This is a genomic window from Paraburkholderia largidicola (assembly GCF_013426895.1).
In the GTDB taxonomy this organism is placed as follows: domain Bacteria; phylum Pseudomonadota; class Gammaproteobacteria; order Burkholderiales; family Burkholderiaceae; genus Paraburkholderia; species Paraburkholderia largidicola.
Genome location: NZ_AP023175.1, coordinates 193,173 through 212,955, shown reverse-complemented (window position 1 = coordinate 212,955; position 19,783 = coordinate 193,173). Strand labels below are relative to the sequence as shown.

Annotated in this window: 15 protein-coding genes; 4 read left to right on the top strand and 11 right to left on the bottom strand. The window is 58.2% G+C overall.

Features of this window, described 5'->3' with window-relative positions:
* Positions 1-34: 34 nt before the first annotated feature.
* Entirely contained in the window at positions 35-1,186 is a 1,152-nt protein-coding gene (locus PPGU16_RS17685) for a porin (protein WP_180723917.1), read from the bottom strand.
* Positions 1,187-1,663: 477 nt separating this feature from the next.
* Between PPGU16_RS17685 and PPGU16_RS17680 the strand changes: the two genes are divergently transcribed.
* Together PPGU16_RS17680 and PPGU16_RS17675 are read left to right on the top strand one after the other, a co-directional pair.
* A complete protein-coding gene (locus PPGU16_RS17680) occupies positions 1,664-2,677 on the top strand; it encodes a helix-turn-helix domain-containing protein (protein WP_180723916.1) in 1,014 nt (337 codons plus the stop codon).
* A 40-nt stretch (positions 2,678-2,717) separates the two neighbouring features.
* Positions 2,718-4,088, top strand: a complete 1,371-nt coding sequence (locus PPGU16_RS17675) for an undecaprenyl-phosphate glucose phosphotransferase (protein WP_180723915.1) — start codon at positions 2,718-2,720, stop codon at positions 4,086-4,088.
* A gap of 30 nt (positions 4,089-4,118) precedes the next feature.
* Here PPGU16_RS17675 and PPGU16_RS17670 read toward each other — a convergent pair whose 3' ends face one another.
* Genes PPGU16_RS17670 through PPGU16_RS17630 form a run of 8 tightly spaced genes read right to left on the bottom strand, consistent with a single transcriptional unit; the run spans position 4,119 to position 15,332 of the window.
* Positions 4,119-5,384 carry a glycoside hydrolase family 71 protein gene (locus tag PPGU16_RS17670; protein WP_243460629.1) on the bottom strand — a complete coding sequence of 422 codons (1,266 nt, stop codon included), beginning with the start codon at positions 5,382-5,384 and terminating at the stop codon, positions 4,119-4,121.
* A gap of 59 nt (positions 5,385-5,443) precedes the next feature.
* Positions 5,444-6,757 carry a polysaccharide biosynthesis protein gene (locus tag PPGU16_RS17665; RefSeq protein WP_243460628.1) on the bottom strand — a complete coding sequence of 438 codons (1,314 nt, stop codon included), beginning with the start codon at positions 6,755-6,757 and terminating at the stop codon, positions 5,444-5,446.
* A complete protein-coding gene (locus PPGU16_RS42690) occupies positions 6,750-8,990 on the bottom strand; it encodes a glycosyltransferase (RefSeq protein WP_243460627.1) in 2,241 nt (746 codons plus the stop codon). Before PPGU16_RS42690 ends, PPGU16_RS17665 begins: the two co-directional genes overlap by 8 nt.
* A complete protein-coding gene (locus PPGU16_RS17650) occupies positions 8,977-10,038 on the bottom strand; it encodes a glycosyltransferase family 4 protein (RefSeq protein ID WP_238268456.1) in 1,062 nt (353 codons plus the stop codon). Before PPGU16_RS17650 ends, PPGU16_RS42690 begins: the two co-directional genes overlap by 14 nt.
* Entirely contained in the window at positions 10,031-11,512 is a 1,482-nt protein-coding gene (locus tag PPGU16_RS17645) for a hypothetical protein (RefSeq protein WP_180723912.1), read from the bottom strand. Before PPGU16_RS17645 ends, PPGU16_RS17650 begins: the two co-directional genes overlap by 8 nt.
* Positions 11,509-13,743: a polysaccharide biosynthesis tyrosine autokinase gene (locus tag PPGU16_RS17640; RefSeq protein WP_180723911.1), complete on the bottom strand. Its 2,235-nt coding sequence runs from the start codon at positions 13,741-13,743 to the stop codon at positions 11,509-11,511. Before PPGU16_RS17640 ends, PPGU16_RS17645 begins: the two co-directional genes overlap by 4 nt.
* Positions 13,744-13,755: 12 nt before the next feature.
* On the bottom strand, positions 13,756-14,193 hold the full coding sequence (locus PPGU16_RS17635) for a low molecular weight protein-tyrosine-phosphatase (RefSeq protein ID WP_180723910.1): 438 nt from the start codon (positions 14,191-14,193) through the stop codon (positions 13,756-13,758).
* A complete protein-coding gene (locus PPGU16_RS17630) occupies positions 14,190-15,332 on the bottom strand; it encodes a polysaccharide biosynthesis/export family protein (RefSeq protein ID WP_180723909.1) in 1,143 nt (380 codons plus the stop codon). The genes PPGU16_RS17635 and PPGU16_RS17630 overlap by 4 nt, the downstream gene beginning before the upstream one ends.
* A 572-nt stretch (positions 15,333-15,904) precedes the next feature.
* On the opposite strand from PPGU16_RS17630, the gene PPGU16_RS17625 reads away from it, so the two are divergent.
* Positions 15,905-17,008, top strand: a complete 1,104-nt coding sequence (locus PPGU16_RS17625) for an OpgC domain-containing protein (protein WP_180723908.1) — start codon at positions 15,905-15,907, stop codon at positions 17,006-17,008.
* A gap of 44 nt (positions 17,009-17,052) precedes the next feature.
* Here the strand turns inward: PPGU16_RS17625 and PPGU16_RS17620 are convergent, their stop codons facing one another.
* Positions 17,053-18,138: an AI-2E family transporter gene (locus tag PPGU16_RS17620; protein WP_180723907.1), complete on the bottom strand. Its 1,086-nt coding sequence runs from the start codon at positions 18,136-18,138 to the stop codon at positions 17,053-17,055.
* 379 nt (positions 18,139-18,517) lie between these two features.
* On the opposite strand from PPGU16_RS17620, the gene PPGU16_RS17615 reads away from it, so the two are divergent.
* Positions 18,518-18,805: a DUF3331 domain-containing protein gene (locus PPGU16_RS17615; protein WP_180723906.1), complete on the top strand. Its 288-nt coding sequence runs from the start codon at positions 18,518-18,520 to the stop codon at positions 18,803-18,805.
* A gap of 41 nt (positions 18,806-18,846) precedes the next feature.
* Here the strand turns inward: PPGU16_RS17615 and PPGU16_RS17610 are convergent, their stop codons facing one another.
* Positions 18,847-19,782 carry an alpha/beta hydrolase gene (locus PPGU16_RS17610; protein WP_180723905.1) on the bottom strand — a complete coding sequence of 312 codons (936 nt, stop codon included), beginning with the start codon at positions 19,780-19,782 and terminating at the stop codon, positions 18,847-18,849.
* Position 19,783 lies beyond the last annotated feature (1 nt).

Genomic DNA, 19,783 nt, shown 5'->3' with positions numbered 1-19,783 from the left:
TCACGACACGAATGTCGCTTGCTACATTGCTTGATCAGAACTTGTGGCGAATCGCTGCGCGGAATGCGAGTTGGTTCGACGTCGACGACGGAGCCTGTGTGCCGAGAATGAACGCGTTGTCCATGATTGAATTCGTCTTGTCGCCCGCGACCTTCTGATACACGCCCTGCACGTAGACGTCCGTGCGCTTCGAAATGTTGTAGTCCGCCATCAGGCCGACGGTATGGACCTTCGGCTTCGCGCTGCCCGTCGACGAATCATAGTTCTCCAGCGTGTACACGTACTCGCCGCCGACATAGAACGCGGGCGTCAACTGGTACTTCGCATTTAGTTCGAAGTTCTGGAACCTCAGGCGATTGAGCGTCGAGCCTGCCGCGACGATCGCGCCCGGCGTGCCGAGATAGCCGTTGCCCGTCGGGTTGTGATAGTCCGAGTTCGTGTAGGCGAAGCCGACCGTCGCCGAGCCGAACGTGTAGTTGACGCCCGCACCGAAGACACGCATGCGCTGCGCGATGAAGCTGGCGTCGTTGGTTGCAATCGCGCCGCTTGACGTTGCGCCTGTGTTGTTCGCCTGCAGGTAGGCAGCGGCAAGCAGCAAGCCGCCCGTTGCGTATTGCGCGCCGAAGCTGTACTGACGGTCGTTCGCGAAATTCACGTCATTGCTGAAGCTATACGTGCCGCCGAACTGGAAGCCGGCGATGTCCGGGCTCGCGTACTTGACCGTGTTGTTGACGCGGAACGAGTTGTCCGTGTTGTCGTTATCGAACGGGTGCGAGAACAGATAGCCGGACCAGTTACCGTTCGACGTGGTTTGCGCGAGGTAGTCGACGACGGAATCGTATTGACGGCCCAACGTGATCGTACCGAACCGGTCATTCGACACGCCGACGTACGCCTGACGACCAAACATGCGACCGCCCTGCCCCAAACGGCCACTATTCAGGTCGAAGCCATTTTCGAGCTGGAAGATAGCCTTGTTGCCGCCGCCCAGATCTTCCGCGCCTTTCAGGCCCCAACGGCTGCCTTGCGCATAGCCGCTTTGCAATTCGACCACGCTGTGGCCGCCGACGCTATTCGTATAGTTGACGCCTTCGTCGATCACACCATACAACGTGACACTGCTTTGCGCGAACACGGGAGCAGCAAACGCGGCCGTAGCAGCCAGCGCGATGACCTGTTTCTTCATTGGACGATCTCCGATTTTGGTGGATGTGTTGAGTTGGCGTGTGTTCTTTAACATTTTTTATTCGGCATGCTTACTAATTGTTAAGCTTCTTGCCGTTTTGTTTGCACGTACTTCCGGACCGGGCGCGTGCAACGGACGTGATGCTGCCCGAGCGGAATCGCGTCGTCTAGTTGAAGTCAGGGCGGGGTCGAATTTCGTTGTGAAATGCCCACGAATGGTGCATCAATTCGTGGGATTGAGTGGGTTCTGACGGGGGATTTCGAAGGATCGTGGCGCGCGTTCGTTAAATTTTTCCCGCACGAAACTTCCGCGACGTTAATCGGAATTGTCCGATAGGAGGCTCTGAAACGGCTTCGTATGCTCTGCGCCTCCATGTGGCGCGCGCTTAATCCGATTGCGGGGGGTCGAGCTAGACCTTCCCTCTTCGATGCTCATCCGCTTCGCGCCATGTCACCGATACGCGGCAGGGAGGCATTGATGAAAACAGCTTACAACGATGTTTCGCGCGATCCAGATCCAGCCCTTCCACACCGGGCTGCGAGCGTTGAGCCTCGCGTTATCGGGATTTTTGTATTCGACGGGTTTTCGATGCTGCCCGCAGTCGAGGTCGTCGACGTATTCGACAAGGCGAATCAGATATTGGCTGTCGGGCATGGTGATGCGCCTTGCTATCGGACAGTTTTTGTTTCGCGCCATGGTGGTTGTGTGTCGAGTTCGGCCAGCATCGACGTGCTGACGCAGCCTGCTGAACAGCTTCACTCTGCGCGGGCGGTGTTCGTCGCGAGTGGGGAAATGGCGGCTGACATCACAAGATACCTAAAGCTCAATGTATGGACTCGAGGAACGACGTCGTATCCTGAGGAAGTGTTCGCTATCGGCAATGGCGATCCTTCGCAGGAAATCACCCGTACGTTTCGTCAAACTCAAGAACTAACACTACCGACTGCGCACGGTGACGCATGGCTTGCCGACGGAACAGGCGACTACGAATCCGATTACGAGTCCCGCTCGGCTGTGCGGCATGCGCTTGGATTGATCAGGCGGGACTTTGGTGTGTCCGTGCTGCGTCGGGTGCTCAAACAGATTCCCGATACTGGCTTACCCGAATTCAACGCGATCGCAGCACAAAACGCCAAGTCGATCAAGGAGAAGATTCGCGAGAGCGCGAAGTGGATCACGCGCAATTGTCATAAGGCAATAACCGTTACTGTAGCCGCACAGACGGCCGGCATGAGCGACCGCTCGTATTTGCGTCACTTTCGAGCGGAAATGGGGGTGAAACCATCCGGTTACCTACGACGGTCACGCGTCGAATTGGCGGCGACGTTATTGGAATCAAGTGACTTGCCAGTCGACAAGATCGCGCGACGTTGTGGACTGACAAGTGGCGAATGTCTTGCGCGATTGTTTCGGCAGGTTTTGCATATCTCGCCGACGGAATATCGCAACCACCGGCGCTCTCACAGCGCAAAGATATGCGAAGTCATCTGATGCAGACGCTATTTCCGAATGTCAACGGTGCATAAAAACAATGCTGACACCCATTTCGAAGGCCACAGACTTCTTCTGTATTTCGGGCGCTGCCTATGTTTCGCGGTGCATCGTCTTTCATGACAGTTCAACGTTCACGCATATTGATGATCTCATTGGTTTGCTTGGGCTCATGCTTCCATTTTTAACGTTCCGATTGACGAAGGTTTATCAACCCTTTCGCAACGATTCGGTATCTGCCAGCGTTGTACGCGTCCTGTTTGCATGGCTCTGCGCTCAGCTAATTCTGGCTGCGATATCCCACCCCTATCCCGGCGGCGAACTGCGAAACGGCTGGTTGTTATGGTGGACGGTGATAGCGGTCTGCGCGCTGGTTGCGGGACGGTGCGCCTTGCATGCACTACCATCGATGCTCCGCTCGTGGCGTCTCGCACCGGCACGCGTTGCGGTCGTGGCCCCACACGCCGCCAAAAACGATCTGCTGATGCGGATTGCCTCACAAACCAGAAACGCCTTTGTTCCAGAAGTGGTTTTCGATCCTACTCTAACAAACGATACGTCTGTCGATCGCATTCCCGTCGTGCACGAGATGAACGCCTTCAGGCAGCTTGTGCGAATGCAGAAGATCAGGGAAATCTGGATTGTCAACTCGCCGTTTCGATCGATACCAGTTGAACATTTGATCGACGAGTTTCGCAACGATTTCATCAATATTCGAGTACTGCCGATGCTGGAAGACAGCCACCCTGCGGCGAGCCTGCTTGGCATCTATCGTGGTGTTCCCGTCTTAAATGTGATTGCAACGCCTGAGCGGGGCTGGGACATCCTACCTAAGGAGGTATTCGATCGCGTCTTTGCACTGTGCGTGTTGCTGGCAATTTCCCCGATACTATTAGTTGTTTCTGTCTCGGTAAAGTTGTCCTCTCCCGGTCCTATTTTGTTCAGACAGTATCGCAAAGGTATGAACGGCGACGTCTTTTCGATCTATAAGTTTCGCACCATGTATCAAGGGGCTGACAAACCTGGAACTGTCGTTCAAGCGCGCAAGGGTGATGCGCGAGTAACAAAAGTGGGAAGCTTTCTGCGGCGCACGAGTCTTGATGAATTGCCGCAGTTCCTCAATGTACTCAAAGGCGAAATGTCGGTTGTCGGCCCTCGTCCGCATGCCGTGGAGCATGATGAGTATTACAAGGATCTCGTACAGCACTACATGTTTCGCTATCGGATCAAACCCGGCATCACAGGGTGGGCCCAAGTGAATGGGTATCGCGGTGAGACAGCGGAGATTGAGAGAATGGACGCGCGTGTCAGATTCGATATGTATTACATCCAGCATTGGACGTTCTGGATGGATCTGAAGATTGTTGCATTAACTATTATCAAGGGGTTTGTTGGGAAAAGCGCTTACTAGATTATCCCTACGTCCCGATCCATTTCGATCTCATGAACCACTAAAGTAGTTGAAAGCGCCGCTGAAGTCATCCGTCCGGATTGACTCGCCGCCCTTCTTGTCGACAATGGTCCTGCCGTTGCGAATCAGGGTGAAGCGCGGGGTGCCGGGTAATGATTGCGCAGCGACCTCACTGACACCAGCCGGTAGATCATGCGTCATACGTACGTCGCCTTGCGCGATGACAAGCGTAGCAGGCTGGGTCAGGAACAGCGTTACGTGAATCAGTTCTGTCAATACGGTGCGGGATCGTGGCGGAACGCTACCCGCCAAGGATGCGTCTGTTCCCGTCATTGCGCTAGCGCTCACCGGATGCAGCCGATAGAAGTAGTAGAACTTATCCTGCGTAATGCTAGGCGCGGCGCCGCACTTGAACCACTCGATGAAATAGCGGCTCGCATCAAGGTACGCCCCATGGTTTAGCAAAGCACCGAAACGTGGACTATAGATTTGCGCGCGCGCATGACTGCCGATCGGGGCGACATATGTCGATTCCGCCCAGTCGTTCCAAGTCACCATCTGAACCCAGTCGACATTCGATTGAATCGTGGCAAGCCATTCCGTCGCCATCCCAGAGAAGCCGTCTGTTTCGAATGCACGATAGTTCGTTCCGCTAGGGAGACCACGATAGTAAGGCGTGACGGAAGCCATAAACAGTTTTCCGGCCGACTTCAGCGAGGTAGCCAGAGATTTGACAGATCTCGCAAGCGATTCCGGCGCGCCGGCTGCGCCGAAATAAAAATAGCCTTGTGCAGCACGGCAGCGATTAGCGACCTCACTCGCTACGGTACCGTCGATTTCCGCTTCGCTCGTCGAAGGCATGAAGTGAGGAACAAAATACACGCCAAGCGATTCCGCCTGCTCGATCAGCGCTTCGCAGCGCGCGGGATCCTTTCCACCCAGCGCATATGCTGAGACCACCGGCTTCCCGCCGATCCTCAATTGCGCAGGAAGAACGGCGGTACTTTTCACAATATCCCGCAACTCGTTCTGGGCATTGCCATCCGCTGACACGAACAGCTTGAAACCGCTACCGAGTTGTGCGGCAGCACGATACATCTTCAGCACGCGTGCACGATAAAGCGGCTCACTATTATTCCAGCCACCGCAGTTCAAAGCGAAGCCGTCTATTCCACGTTGCTGTGCGTCGAGGAACTCCGCGATGTAATCGTCGATGCTTGCGTCCGGGCCGCCGCGTGGCCACGCAACCATGTAGTGAGCGAACACCCGCTTGAGCGGGGTCAATTCGGCCGACACACGTGAAGCCATCCAGGCGGGTCGGACACTCAGACACCCCAAGAGCAAAGTCCTGCGCTTCATTGATGCCTGTTCGACCCGCAACGACTGTCGGAACATCGCCCACAGTGCTGTAATGAGTGCTGCGCCGCGCGTCGGCTGCACATCAACGACAGCGTTAGTACGAGCCCGCCTGCGATCGCAACACCCGTCAACGCGCCGATCAATCCGAAGCCGTAGGACAATGTCGAAACCAAAAGCAGCGATGCACTTACTTCAAACGTTGAGATCCTGACAAATGATGTGCGATCTGTTGAGAACACGATGAGCGATAGCACGCGACAGAAGAAGATCAACGTGCTGCCGAGGAATGCGACAAACATGAACGCCAGCTGCGTCGCATGGGAGCCGAGCATGGTAGTCGGGAAAAGATGAATGCGGCATGCTAACCAGCTCGCCATTGACGTCAGCGCAACAACGAGTACCGCGACCGCTACCATAACGTGGAGTTGCGGCAAATGCAGAAGCGAGGCCATCATTCTCTTAAAGCGACCGGTCAGGACAAGCGCCATGCCCTGGCCACAATTGAATGCAAGGTTGTGCACGCTCTTCACACCGCGATACAACGATCCCGCCGTTGGACCGAGAATGAAGGTGACGATCATGATGTCAACGTGCTTCGCGCCAGAAAAAATCGCATTCCCATACCAACTACCCAGTATCTCCTTATGATTATTCGCGAAGAACGTCTTATAGCCAAAAGTACGGAAGTTGAACTTCTCCGCTTGCGGAAGGAAGAATTCCGAGCCACGCGGCGGCCCACGATGCGTCGACTGCAGATACGCAACAAGTAGCATCGCCCCGTAGACAGCTTCTACAAGCAATAGCAGGTCCGGGAAAAACGGATCGAGCGAACGCTTTGTGATCAGTAGCTCGACAATCAGCACTCTGCTCACCGCGGATACAGTTGAAATTGCACAGATGGTGCCACTGCGTCCGTAAAAACGCAGCACACCTAGCGAGTAATGCGACAGCCCATAGCACATCGGTGCCAGCACCATCGGCACGCCAAGCTGCGTGTGCGCAAACACACCGTAACGTGCGAGCAGCGTGCCGACAATCGAGAACAACACCGTCGAGCCAACCGCGCTGAGACAATCAAGGAAGATCAATGTTGATACCTGCGATCGCACCTTCTCAACCGTGAAGATGCGGGGCGAGCCGAAGTTGAACAGATCGATTGCGACAAAAAAAAACGCAAGAAGCGCATACGATTTACCTAACCACTCCGCGTCCAGGTAGCGCAGCGCAAGTGCCACCGCAACGAAGTTACCGGTGGCGGGTAACGCAGACGCAAGCACCACGTAGACGACATCTCGCTTCATATCAGCCATATGTCTTCAATGCCTCGAAATAGCGACTGTACTGCGCTTGCAGTTCTGTATAACGAAACCGCCCGACGGATTCGCGCTGCCGCTGTTTCTGCTGCTCGCGCAATTGCGCGTCCGTGACGAAGCTTGCGATCCTTTCGGTTAGGGCTTCGATGTCGTCCGGCGGCACGAGACTCGCGGACTCGAGCACTTCCGCAATGCCGCCTACATGTGTCGCAATGACGGGAACGCCGACGGCCATAGCTTCGAGCAGCGCTCGCGGCATGCCTTCCTGCAGCGACGGCAACACGAAAAGTTCGTGTCGGCTCACCGTGCGCAGCACGTCGTCACCGTTCAATGCGCCGGCGAACCGTATGACGTCACCAAGTCCAAGTCGCACTGCTAGTCGTTCGAATCCGGCACGCAGTGCGCCATCTCCGACAAGCGTGAGTTCGATGTTAAGCGCTTGTTCACGCAGCGCGGCAACGGCGCGCAGCAAGATTTCGTGTCCCTTGCTTTCGTTGTGCATCATTGCGACGTTAACGATGTGGAACACGTCCGTATCGTCGTACGTGCTGGGCCCACTGTCGCGGAAGTCGAACGCGTCGTCAGGAAGATACACATCACTGAAGCCGAACGAGCGCGCCTGCGTGCGAGGCGGATAAGCGGTTTGCAACGCGTGGTCTGTTACATACCGCACGGTCCGCCCGTACCTCGCGGCATGACGTGTGGCCCAGCAATGCACCCAGCGAGCGGCGTGACGCAACGGGTGACGCGAAGCCGAATCGCTGAAATAGTCGGCCGGATCGGCGACGATTTCGGTGGAGAACGGCCTTCCACTCGCACGGCAAAGCAGCATCGCTAGTAGTGAAAGGTTGCCCGGAAATCGCAATATTAGAAGGTCAGATCTGCGAATCACGTGCCAGATACGCCACATCACCCGCGGCGACTGCATGATCCACGCCTTGACGCCGCGTGGACTGCCAAGGTCGATGAATTGCGTGCCCTCACCGGTGACGAGTTCGCCCCGCGCGTGCAGCGCCGGAAACGACCGGGCCGCGAGTCGCACCCGAGGGAAGCTCTCCGCGAAACGCGCCGCAAACTTGCGATGTCCCATATGTGGGCTATATATCTGATCGCCGACTTTCTGGAAATTACCATCGATCACAAGCGTGACCGACGGGCTGCTTTCATCCTGGAGTACCTTCACCAGTTTCCTGTGGTGATCCACCGACGAACTGGCCAATTTCCGCCAAAAAGGGGCTGGGTCACACCTGAGTTTTTCGATTGCAGCAGCGACAGCGGCAGGATCAAAGCTTTCCGCGTGGAATGCATATTCCGACAAACCCAAGTCGTCGTACGCGGCTCGCCCTTTGCGCTCGTAAGCAATGTGGACGCTCGGCAGCCCACCAAGCACGCTCTCGAGACTGCCGTGCAGGCGCACCGACACGATGATCGCATCTTCATGCCGGATAACATCGCGCAGCGCGGGCGCCGAATGGACGCCGAACACGCGCTGATAGAACACGTCGTCGCTATTCCCGCGTCCCGCACTCTGTAACGCCAGGCTCGCGTACGGCGTCTGTTTGATCAGATTCCGCAGCTTCGCGATGTAGGATTCCCCATACGGTTTATCGCTCAGGTCGCGAAATACGAAGTACACCTTGCGCCGGACGCTGCGCGCCAAAGATTTCCTGGCAGCAAGTTTCAACACACGTGGACTCTTGCTGATTTCCAGTACGACCAGGTCGCCGATCCGCATCGCCCGCCGATGATCAAGTTCGTGCACGCTTTTGTCATCGCGCAGGAAGATGGTGTCCACATGATGGCGCACAAGCCATTTGAGAATGCTACCCAGCGCCGTTGAAAATGGTCCGACGCTTTGCGGAAAATAGACTCGTGCGCGAGGCCCCCATAGCGATGCGCACACAATCTGCAAACCATGCGCAATCAGCGTCTTGCAGCCCTCTTTCCACGTGCCGGCGCGCAAATAGCCGCCGCCGACACCGAAGAATACTGTCCCCCGCCGGCGCCATGCATGTGTAAGCGTTCGAACAACGAACTGCCACAATGAAATTAGCTTGATTTGCGGGTCATCAAGATAGCCGACGAACGACTCCGGGTCCAGACACACGACAGTGACGGTCTGCCTGATCCCGGCCTCGCGAATCGCACGTAAGCTCAGCTTGACCAAGAGTCCGTCGCCGCTGTTTCGTGAGCTATACGCGTGCAGCAGATAGACGTCAGGCACTCTCATAGTAGTTCATCAAGGATTTGAAGAATTTTTCAGCGTTGAACGCCTCATCGAACACGTGACGCGAGTTCGCGCCCATGCGGCGACATTCGTCGATAGACAATGAATTGAGCTGTTCCGCGAGGCACGCGCCCGTGAGCTGTCGCAGCATCAGACCGTTGTATCCATGAATGACCTGCTCCGGCAATGAGCTTTCGCTCGATACGACCAGTACCTTGCCGGCTCGCATAGCTTCGATCGGTACGAGCGCAAGCCCTTCCCAGCGCGACGGAACAACGATCACATCCATCCTGCGCATAGCTCGTTGCGTCTCTTCAGGCCCGACCCAGCCGTGATACACGACGCGCGATGCGGGATCTGGCATCTCCACGCCGCCGCGTACTGCGGTACCGAACACATGCACATGAAGGTGCTCCTCGAGAAGCGGCAGTGCGTCGACGAGAATGTCAAAGCCCTTCTGATAATCAAGCCGGCCGAAATAGCCAACCTGAATGTGCGGGGCGGGTTGCGCGCCACCGTCTGTTTCTACTTCGAGAGGCTCAGCCGCGGTGTCTGTCGGGATGCCTGTGTAGACAAGCTCCAGCTTGTCAGGAGCAATGCCATACCTGTTGGCCGCGCGCACTTCGTCGAACGACATGCAGAGAATCCGCGTGCAGCGTCGCGCCAGCCATCTCTCGACCAGCGCGAAAACGATCGCTGTCACCCTCGATATGTCCTTCTTCATGAAGGACCAGGCGTGCGGTGTGTAAAGCACCTTCTCTTCTTCGAAGCGACTGAAGCGTACGTACACGCCCGGATAGGAACTATGACAGTGGATGACGTTCGCGTGCTGCATCTTTACAATCGCGCGCAATGTGCGCGAGATAGCAACGAACCTGAATGGATTGCGACTCGACCGGTACGCCACGACGTCAATATCATCGACACCGAGCTTTGCGACATCCATATTTCGAGGATCGCATACGAGCGCAACGTCGTGCCCGGAAGCTCGCTGCTCGATCATCAGCGCCGTCACGTAACTCGCGATGCCGCCAGCCCATGTTTCAACCACGTGCACTATCTTCAATACGCACCCCAGCGTTTCGAAAGAATTGGCGCGAGCTATAGCTCCTTCGTCTAAGCATAAGCGCCATCGGCAAAGCAAACAGCACAATCCATCGCATTCCGTAGTAAGCGAGGACGTTCGAGTCGAAAAGGAGAAACAGGAAAGGCAGCGGATATGACACAACCTTGACGGGTATCCACTGCCAGTCGGTGCTGAATCCCATCGATTCGATCCTCGCGATCAGCCACGCCAGTGCTACGAACGACAGCAGATAGCCAAATACGCCAAAATTGACGAGGAATTCCCCCGGCATGCCAAATAGCAGTGTCGTCTCGTCGGACTGGTTGGTCTCGGTTTCCCGGACGATATCGCTCTTCTCGCGAGCGAAAGTTTCGGGCCTCTCTTTCCAGAGAGCTTTCGGAATAATTGCCGCCATCCCGCCAATGAAGCTGCGGCCCAAGGCGAGCGTGTAGCCGGGCCGGGTCACTGAATCGAGCGCCTGCACTTGCACGTCGAAACGCGAAAGATCCCGAAAAAGGAAAAAACTAAGCGGTCCCATCGACAACTGAAGCATCCGCTGGTCCGCGAAGTTCTTCGACAGGTTCCCGATCTCCGAATAGTCGATACCGAACTTGAGTGGGATCATCGCCAGACCGCCCGCGGCGACACAGATGCCGATCGTCTTCGCTGCGCGCCGGCTGATGCGTGCAACAAACACGTGATAGATAAGGCAGGCGAACATCACAACGAACACAATGCCTTGCCTATTGCCGAACACACCAGACGATAGCCATCCGAGCACGATAAGCTGCACGAAGGCTGCGATCCTCATCAGGCGATTACGCCACGGCCTGAGCATGACGCATACGAAAACCCAGAGTGGAGCGGTATTGGCCAGCGCTTGCACAACTCCAAGCCCTTCCAGGGGATCATTGTTCGTAACCGACGTTTCGAGCCGGTTCGCGTAGAGCTGCGCAATCTGGGTATAGCCGCCAAGCTTCAGGTAGATCAACACGAGTGCCGCCACAGCGAGTACCGCAAAACCATATGCCCAGCGGCTAACCACGGCGAACCCAGACATGTCTGGCGTTGCAGCAGGCACCACGCACTTGCTGCGCATCACAACCAGAGCAAAGTTCATCGACCAGATTCCGACGATATTCAACACGAACCACTCGATCGTGGCTGCGTTCTGTTGAGGCAAGAGCGTCAGATAGATTTCGTCGCGCGCAATCAGCTGGCCGGCGGGCAGCACACAGAAATACACGAGCGCGAATAGCCGCCAAAGCCTGAGAAGCTCGCTTTCGGCCTTTATGCACCAGATGCTCACGGCTTCCAGCACCAGCAGACAGACGGTCAGCGTGTCGGCACCACCGAGATAGATGGCGGCGAAAAGGCCAGCTATCGCAAAGCCGCCGGACAATAGCCCGAGAAACGGCATATTCGCCGCCCGCCGCCGCGCCACGCGCGCTGCCCTCATTTCGTCACGCTCTTCGGGTTCTGATACTGATAAGAAACGTAGCGATACGCACCATATTTCGAGCGATACCCAAATGCCCTGGCGTCCACACCGTTAAAAATAACGCCTTTAAGCCGTGCGTTTGCGCGCTGTAGCTGCCGCGCGCTTTCCGTGATTTCGCCGATCGCCGTCTTCTGAAAGCGAACGACGAGGAAAACCGTACCCGCAATAGCCGCGATCGTCGGAGCATCAGAGACAGCAAGCACTGGCGGAGTATCGATGACTACCATGTCATATCGCGAGCCAAGCGATTCCATCAATTCGCTCATGCTGTCGCGAAGCAGAAGCTCCGACGCATTGGGCGGAATGCTGCCAGTCGTCAGCAAATCGAGGCCCGGCGACACTTCGCGCTGGATAACGGCCTCGGCCGTCGCGTGGCCCGCAAGCACATTTGAGAGGCCCTGACCACGTTCGCGGCCGAAATATTGATGCAGATGACCGCGACGCATGTCCGCATCGACGAGCAGCACCCGCTTGTTGCCGCCGCAAAGGACGGCTGCGAGGTTCGAAGAGGTGAACGACTTACCGACGTTCGGAGTAGGGCTCGTCAGCAGCAGACGGTTGTTCGGTGCTTCGAGCATTGCGAAACTCAGTGCAGTACGCAAGCTGCGCAGGCTTTCAATCGACGGCTCGTCTGGATACATTTCAGCAAGCAGATACTTGCCCGGCTTACCTGACCGCATCCCGGCGTTCAAAGATTTTTGAACACGCGAAAGCGGAATAGTGCCGTACACGTTGAGGCCTGTGTAACGCTCGATATCCTGCCCGTCTGCGACACCGCCATAGAACATTTCCCGTGCAAACGCAGCACCGATTCCAAGCATCAGGCCGGCGATTGCCGCAAGACCGATCACGAGTGACTTCTTCGGTGTCACTGGCTCCTCCGGCACGCGTGCTTCGTCGACCTGGCGGACACTGGCGACCTTGCCCGCCGCAACCAGCTTTAACTGCTGAATGTTGTTTAGCGTTCCGACGTAGATATCTTGAGCGACTTGCACGTCACGCATCAGCGAAACCGCATTTTGCTGAAGATTCGGGAGGATTTTCATTCGACTATTCACGTCGCTCAACCTTGTCTTCATCACGTCGATCTGCTGGTCGAGCGCGACGATCGCGGGATGATCCGGCGCGTAGCGTGTAGCGAGATCAGCACGCTTCTGCTGTAGATCGAGCAATCCGCTTTGCGCGGCGACACTTTGTTGCAAGAAGGTCTGCGCCTCGACGCTCACATCAAACGTGCCGCTCTGGTTACGCATGGCGTTGTAACGCTTTTCCGCGACTTCGAGGTCATGCTTCAGTCCCGGCAACAGACCTTCGAGGAACTGCGATGACTTGTCCGCTTCCGCAGTTTTCCGCTTCACATTCTGCGCGACATACGCATCTCCGATCTGATTCAGGATGGTCGATATCTGCTGAGGATCGCCGCCCCGCAGCACGCCAGTGATGATGTCGCTCTGCTTGCCCTTCTGCTGCATGTTTAGTTTCTGCTGCAGATCGGTCAGTGTCTTGAGCTTCGATTCGCGCGTCAGATTGAATGCAGCGCCCGGCTTCGCCTGCACGTTTTCTACGAGCAGGTGAAGATGGCCAATGCTCTGATCGACATCGAGAGGCCTGCCAATGACGCCTTCGATCGGCGCGTCCAGGTCAGATTGCGTCAATCGGAAGCGCCCGTTCTCGAGCAACGTTAGCCGGAAACGTTGGCCTTCGAACTCTTTTGGCACTTCGAACTCACGTACATCAATTGATTCGTTGCCCCAGCAAAAGCCGCCCCAACCAAACAGGCCCGGAGTCGAGAGTGATTTTGCGTCGTCGGCGACGCGCCAGCCGATCAGCGGAAAGTAACGTGGCCGCGCGTCGATGTAGAGACGCAGGTTGTTCACTGCCTGATCGACCACCGTCCGCGATCGCAGTATCTCCAACTCGCCCTCGGCCTGAGTCTTCACGTCGAACAGCGACGACACGTCGCCGAGCAGCGAACTCGCGCTCGTCGGGCTATCCTCCTCGACTTGAATCAAGATGTCCGCTTCATATGTCGGGCGCGCGAGAAATGAGTAAGCGGCCCCCAGCAAAACGACGGTGACGAAGATGCTCCCCACAATCCACCGACTAGCGATCAGGATGTCGAGGTAGCGAATGAGATCACCGTCCTCATCGGTGGGATCGTCGACTATCAGGCCGAGCTGTTTGTTCATACTGTTTTCTCGTTATGCCATTGCTCGTATGCGTGGCGCCCATGCGTCGACACCTTTCCGGATCAATTCGAGCGAACTATAGAATTGTTCGACTGGTTTTCTGTACGGATCGGGCACATCGAAATGCCCGATCTCGCCGATACGGAACACCTTGCCGGATGCGCCCGGGTACTGGCGCATGATCTCGTGCCTGTGCACAGCTTCCATCGTTAGAATCAGATCGGCTCCGCGGACAAGGCGCACATTCAACTGCTGCGCGCGATGCGCAGTGATGTCGAGTCCCGCTTCGGCAGCGACGCGTATCGCCAGTGGATCCGGTGTCGAACCGACGACCGCGCTGAGCCCTGCGGACAGTACGGTGACACCGTTGACCTCACGACTGAAAAGGTATTGCGCCATCGGGCTGCGGCAGACGTTACCGACACATACGACCAGGATCGTCTGAATCATTTCGTGACGATCGCACCGGTTAGCGCCGCATTGACGGCGGGCAACAGCAAGCTCAGCACGCGAGAAAAGCGTACAAGACCGTTGCCGTCGACATACACAATATCGCGTGGATTAAGCTCGAACTGATTCGCCAGGATCATCGAAACAGGGGATCTCGCTTCGAGATGAAAGACCTGTGGAGCTGGGCTCATGGAGTCGCGAATAACATACACTTCCGATGCGTCGGCGGTCGCGTTATTCAAGCTCCCGGCTTGCGAGATGGCTTCGCTCAAGGTTAACCGTCCATTTTTCATCGGTAATGCCGTAACGGGTTTATTCACCTCGCCCATCACAAATACGCCGTTTTCATCACGCGCGTTCACACGAAGAAAATCGCCGTTCCTCAGGAGAATCTTCGCCGGGTTAAGACCTTTCTCCAGCATCCCCGTCAGGTCCAACGGATACGCCCGCCCGTCGCGGACCAGGACCATCCTGCTCTGATCCGCGGTGGACGCGAATCCGCCCGCCCTGTTGATCGCGTCGTAGAGAGTCATCGGAATGTCGTTGAGTGGCAGCGCACCCGGCACGTGAACCTCACCATCGACGTAGACTTGCTTGGCGCGAAACGAAGCAATGCGTACCGTAACTTGTGGCTTGATGAAAACCCGGGTTAGTGCAACGGCCAGGGACCGCTGAACCTGCTCAGGCTTCAGACCTTCGACGTGAATCAACCCGACATACGGAAAATCCAGGTTTCCATCCTGATCAATGACGAATCCTGGCACTGGATCGAAGGGTCGAGTAGCGGCCTGGCCGACAGGACCTTGCGCCAGCCCTAATTCAGGGTGATCCCAAACCGTGATCTGAAGGACATCGCCCTTGCCAAGCACATAGGGTTCGGGACTGGTCAACAGGCTTTGAATCTGATTTGAACTGGTACGGGACAGGTCATCTTTCATCCTCGCGATCAGCGCGGCGTCGATGGTGGCGATCGGCACAAGCGGGGTACCCGTCTCGCTTGTCGACATCGCAGTTGGTGTACTCATCTTCATACCAGGTGCCACTGCACAGCCCGACAGTCCAGCGCACGCCGCGAGCATTACCGCAAGCAAGCGGTTCATCCCCGAGCGTTTCGCCAGTACATTCGAAACCGCTTCCATCTACCTATCCTTTTCTCTGCACTCGCACTCGCCTTCGGGCGACCGCCTCGCGGTTTTGCCGCGCCTCGCCAAACGCATCGATGCACACCGATGCGCTACTCGAACTTGAAGCTTCCCGATCATCTGAGTATTTGGCATGCGCAGTCGGGGCGCCGCGTTTTGCTGCATTTCAGCGACCCGCAGCATACGAATCCTCCAACCATCGTTCCCGCCAATACTCGAACCGTTTTCGCCAACCCCCATCTCGTATTTCGGATTGAGCATGGACGCGATCAAAATCAGGACCAACCACGTTCCCCCCAAAAAAACAACCAGGAGGAACTCTGAGAGATAATGTCGGTCTAGATGGGGTCGTGCGGCGATTCCACGTCCGGTCCCTATGCGCCAAAAACCCATAGAAACCGTCACGAACCCACGCCGCGCTACCGCGCCAAAGCCCTGCCACGCCCACCGCAGGGACCGCGACCCGCGCAACAGCCGCAAAGCAACACCCCAAAATCCAGCCTCACCGAGCCCGCGCTGCGCGTCACTCGCGCACCGTCTCGCGGAGGCCTTTTCGCCGAAAAAAGCGCATGCAGGCATCGAAAAACCGTCTGATCGAACTGGATTTCTTCCGAGGGCTAGTTCTTCTCTTTATCGTCGTCGACCACATCGGCGGCAGCATCCTGTCGCGCGCGACGCTGCACGCGTACGCGCTGTGCGACGCGGCCGAAGTCTTCGTCTTCCTCGGCGGATTCGCGACGGCCACGGCCTATGCGTCGCTCGCAAAGCGCCACACGGAAGCCGACGCGCGCAACCGCTTCTTCAAACGTTCGCTGGAGTTGTATAGGGCGTTCCTGATTACGGCCGTCCTGATGCTGCTGGTGAGCGCCGTGATGAGTGCGTTCAGCATCGACGCGCCCAACATGGCCACGACCGATCTCGACGACATGATGGACACGCCCACGGCCGTCGTGCGCGACATCCTGCTGTTCCGTCGTCAGCCGTACCTGGCCTCGGTGCTGCCGATGTATGCCTTCTTCGCGTTCGCGGTACCCGCCATCCTGCCGCTCGCGCGCAGCAAGCCGTGGCTGCTGCTGGCGGGCAGCCTCGCCGTGTGGTCGATTGCGCCGTCGCTGCTGCCGCATCTGCCCGTCGCGGAAGATGCGCAATGGGACTTCAACCCGTTCGCTTGGCAGTTGATGTTCGTGCTCGGCGTGATCGCGCAGACGCAGCCCGTCTATCAGCGCGCGAGTGCGCACCGCCACGGGTGGCTGGTGACAGTGCTCGCCTGCGGCATCGTTGCAGCTGCCGCCTGGTTCAAGCTGGTCGTGGAAGTGGGGCCGCTGGACAGCAGCCTGAAGCAGAATCTGTCATGGCTGCGCGCGGTGAATTTCCTGGCAATCGCGTGGCTCGTCGCGAACATGGTGCGCATCGGCTGGGCGAGAGCGCTCGCGCAGCGTCTGCCGTGGGTCGGACTGGTGGGCCGCAAAGGACTCGTGTGCTTCGTCGCGGGAACGGTGATCTCGCTGGTCGTCGACTCGCTGCTCTACACGGCCACCGACGGTTATCTGAACGTGCCGCTCGGTCTCATCGCCGACGCCGTCGCGATCGGCTCGCTGTTCGCAGTCGCCAAGGTATCGGTACCGATCTCGCGCGCGCTGACGCTGCGCCTGCGGGGTTCGGGGCCCGCCTGAACGGCGCGATAACGGCGACGGCACGGGCCCCGTTCAACGCCGCATCAGCGCTCGACCCACTCCGTCCACAGCACCATCAGCACCGTCATCAACGCCGGACCGACGAATAGTCCGAGCAGCCCGAACGTCTCCGCGCCGCCGAGAATCCCGAACAGCACGAGCAAAAACGGCAGCCGCGCAGAATTGCCGATCAGCACGGGCCGCACGAAGTGCTCCGCGACGAACGCGACGACGAAGCCGAACACGGCCAGGCCAATCGCAGGAACGAGCGCGCCTTGCTCGACGAAGAGCCACAGCGCCGCGCCGCAGAATACGATCGGCGCGCAAAACGGCAGCATCGCCGCGATCGCCGTGACGAAGCCGAGCAACGCCGCGTGCGGGACGCCCGTCAGCATATAGGCGAGCAGCAACAGCGCACCCTCGCCAATCCCGACGACCACCAGCCCCGACACCGTCCCGCGCACAGCCGCCGCCATCCGTTCGGCGAGATGCATGCCGTCGTAGCCGAACGCGCGCCGCATGCCCTTCATCAGTTCGCCCGACAGCTTCGGCCCCGCCTGGAAGATCACGAACAGCGTGACGAGCATGAAGCCGAACAGCATCAGCGCATGCGCGGCCCGTGCGCCGAAATGCCTGCCGAAGGTGACGACAGCCCCGCCGTGCAAGCCCTTCATCGCGGGCGAATCACGCAGCGGCTGAGTCAGGTTGTCCTGCCACCAGGCACCGATCTGTGCCGCGCCAAACGGCAGATGCTGAACGAAGTCCGGCAGCGGAATGCCGTTCTCCTGGACGTCGCGCGCCCATTCGATCACGTCGTGCGCCTCAGCCGCCGCCTGCGCAATCCCGATCCCGACAGGCAGCAGAAACAGCAAGCCGATGGCGATGGTCAGAACGGTCGCGATCAGCGTCGAACGCCCCTTGAACAGCCTGTGTTCTTCGATCCGGTGAAACGCCGGCCACAGCGCAATTGCGATCACGCATGCCCACGCAATGGCCGGCACGAAATCGCGGATCACCCAGATCGCCAGCGCCACCATCACGGCATACAACGCCGCCGAAGCAATCCGCTGCACCTTGCGGCGGTTCGGCACCTCGGTTTCGGATGGAACGTCGGGCGGGCGCTGGTTCATGTGACCTCGTAATGGACCGCGATGCGCGTTTAACAATTGGGCATCGCAATGATTGGGGCGGGCAGACATCGTCGGCAAATACACGCATGCGCGATGCCTGCGCGTGCTCGCCACGGGGTTGCCAAGCCGTTTATCTTAAAGGATGCAACGGTTGCGAGCAGACCGGGAAACGCTCCGGCCCTTTTCTGCCTTTCATACAACAGTTCGTTGCATATTTGTATGTAATCGATATGACAGGCCGCAAAGCCGCTTTATACCGTCCGAGTACACGCCCGCTATCTCATTATTGCGGAATCGGGAACAGTGTTTCTACGCGGGCACAATGGCTCTCACGCGCGCGCGGGACTAAATTCGGCACACCACAACTACAGAGCCGACCATGACGACCTTGGAGTGTTTACCGTTGATGGGCGCTAACGGGTTGCGTATCGAAATACTCGAGCACTCTGATACGACGCTGGTGATCCGCTGGGTCGAACCCGGCCGCTGCCATTATGGCGAGCAGCGCTGGCGCCGTCGCTCGGCGCATACGTCGGGCACCTGCGCCGTTTCGCGCCGCAAGATCCGGCGCGGTGACGCCGTCTTCAAGCCGGCCGAACGCCCTGCTCCCGCGAACGCCTCCGCGATGATCGCGGCCGAAGTGCTCGAGCACGCATTCGCCGCATAACGGACGTTTCTGGCAACAATCGGCGCCCAGCGCGCCTTCCGTCAACCGGCCGCGTGTTCGACGAGGAAGCGGCACACCTTGCGATGCATCCATTGCACGCCGGGACTGGTCGCCAGCGCACGCCACGATCCGTGCACGAGGCCGATGCCGACTGGCGCACTCGCCTGCCCTCCCGCAGCGCGGATGCGCTCGGCGAAAACGCGAGCGTCATCGCGCAATGGATCGTGCTCGACGCCGATCGCGAGCGTCGGCGGCAATCCATCATAGCGTGATGCTTCGAGCGGAACGGTCCACGCGTTGTCGCGTGCCCGCCCGCCCCAATACAGCGCGCTGCAGCGTTGTACATCGGCAAGCGTGAGCATCGGCGCATCGGCTTCCGAGTCGCGCGCGGGCCGTTGCGGCTCGATCCCCAGCATCGGATAAACCAGCGCGATTCCGCGCACTCTGGTTTCGCCCTCGTCACGCAGACGCATCGCGACACTCGCCGCGAGCGTACCGCCCGCGCTATCGCCTGCGAGTTGCAGCGAACGCGGCAATGGACCGAACGGCAGGCGACCGTCGAGCGCGGCGCGCGTGACGGCGAGGCAATCGTCGTGCGCGGCCGGCGCGGGATGCTCGGGTGCAAGCCGGTAATCGACGGCCACCACGCACAAGCCTGTATCCGCCGCGAGGCGAGCCGTGATAAACCCGTGACTGTCTAGCGAGCCTAAGACAAACCCGCCGCCATGAAAGTACAGCACCGTGCCCATCGACCGAGCGCGCCCGGCGGGCGCGTAGAGGCGCACGTTGAACGTGTGTCCATCGGGCGATGTGAAGGGCGCGTCGTGTGCCGTCACGCCGTCGGGCAATGGCGGGGTGAACGCGGCGGCGTACCGTTCGTACACCGCTCGCTGTTCGGCAAACGTCGATGCGGATCGATCGCGCGAATACAGACCCTTCGTGCGTTCGACGAATGCAACCATCTCAGGTTCGAGCATC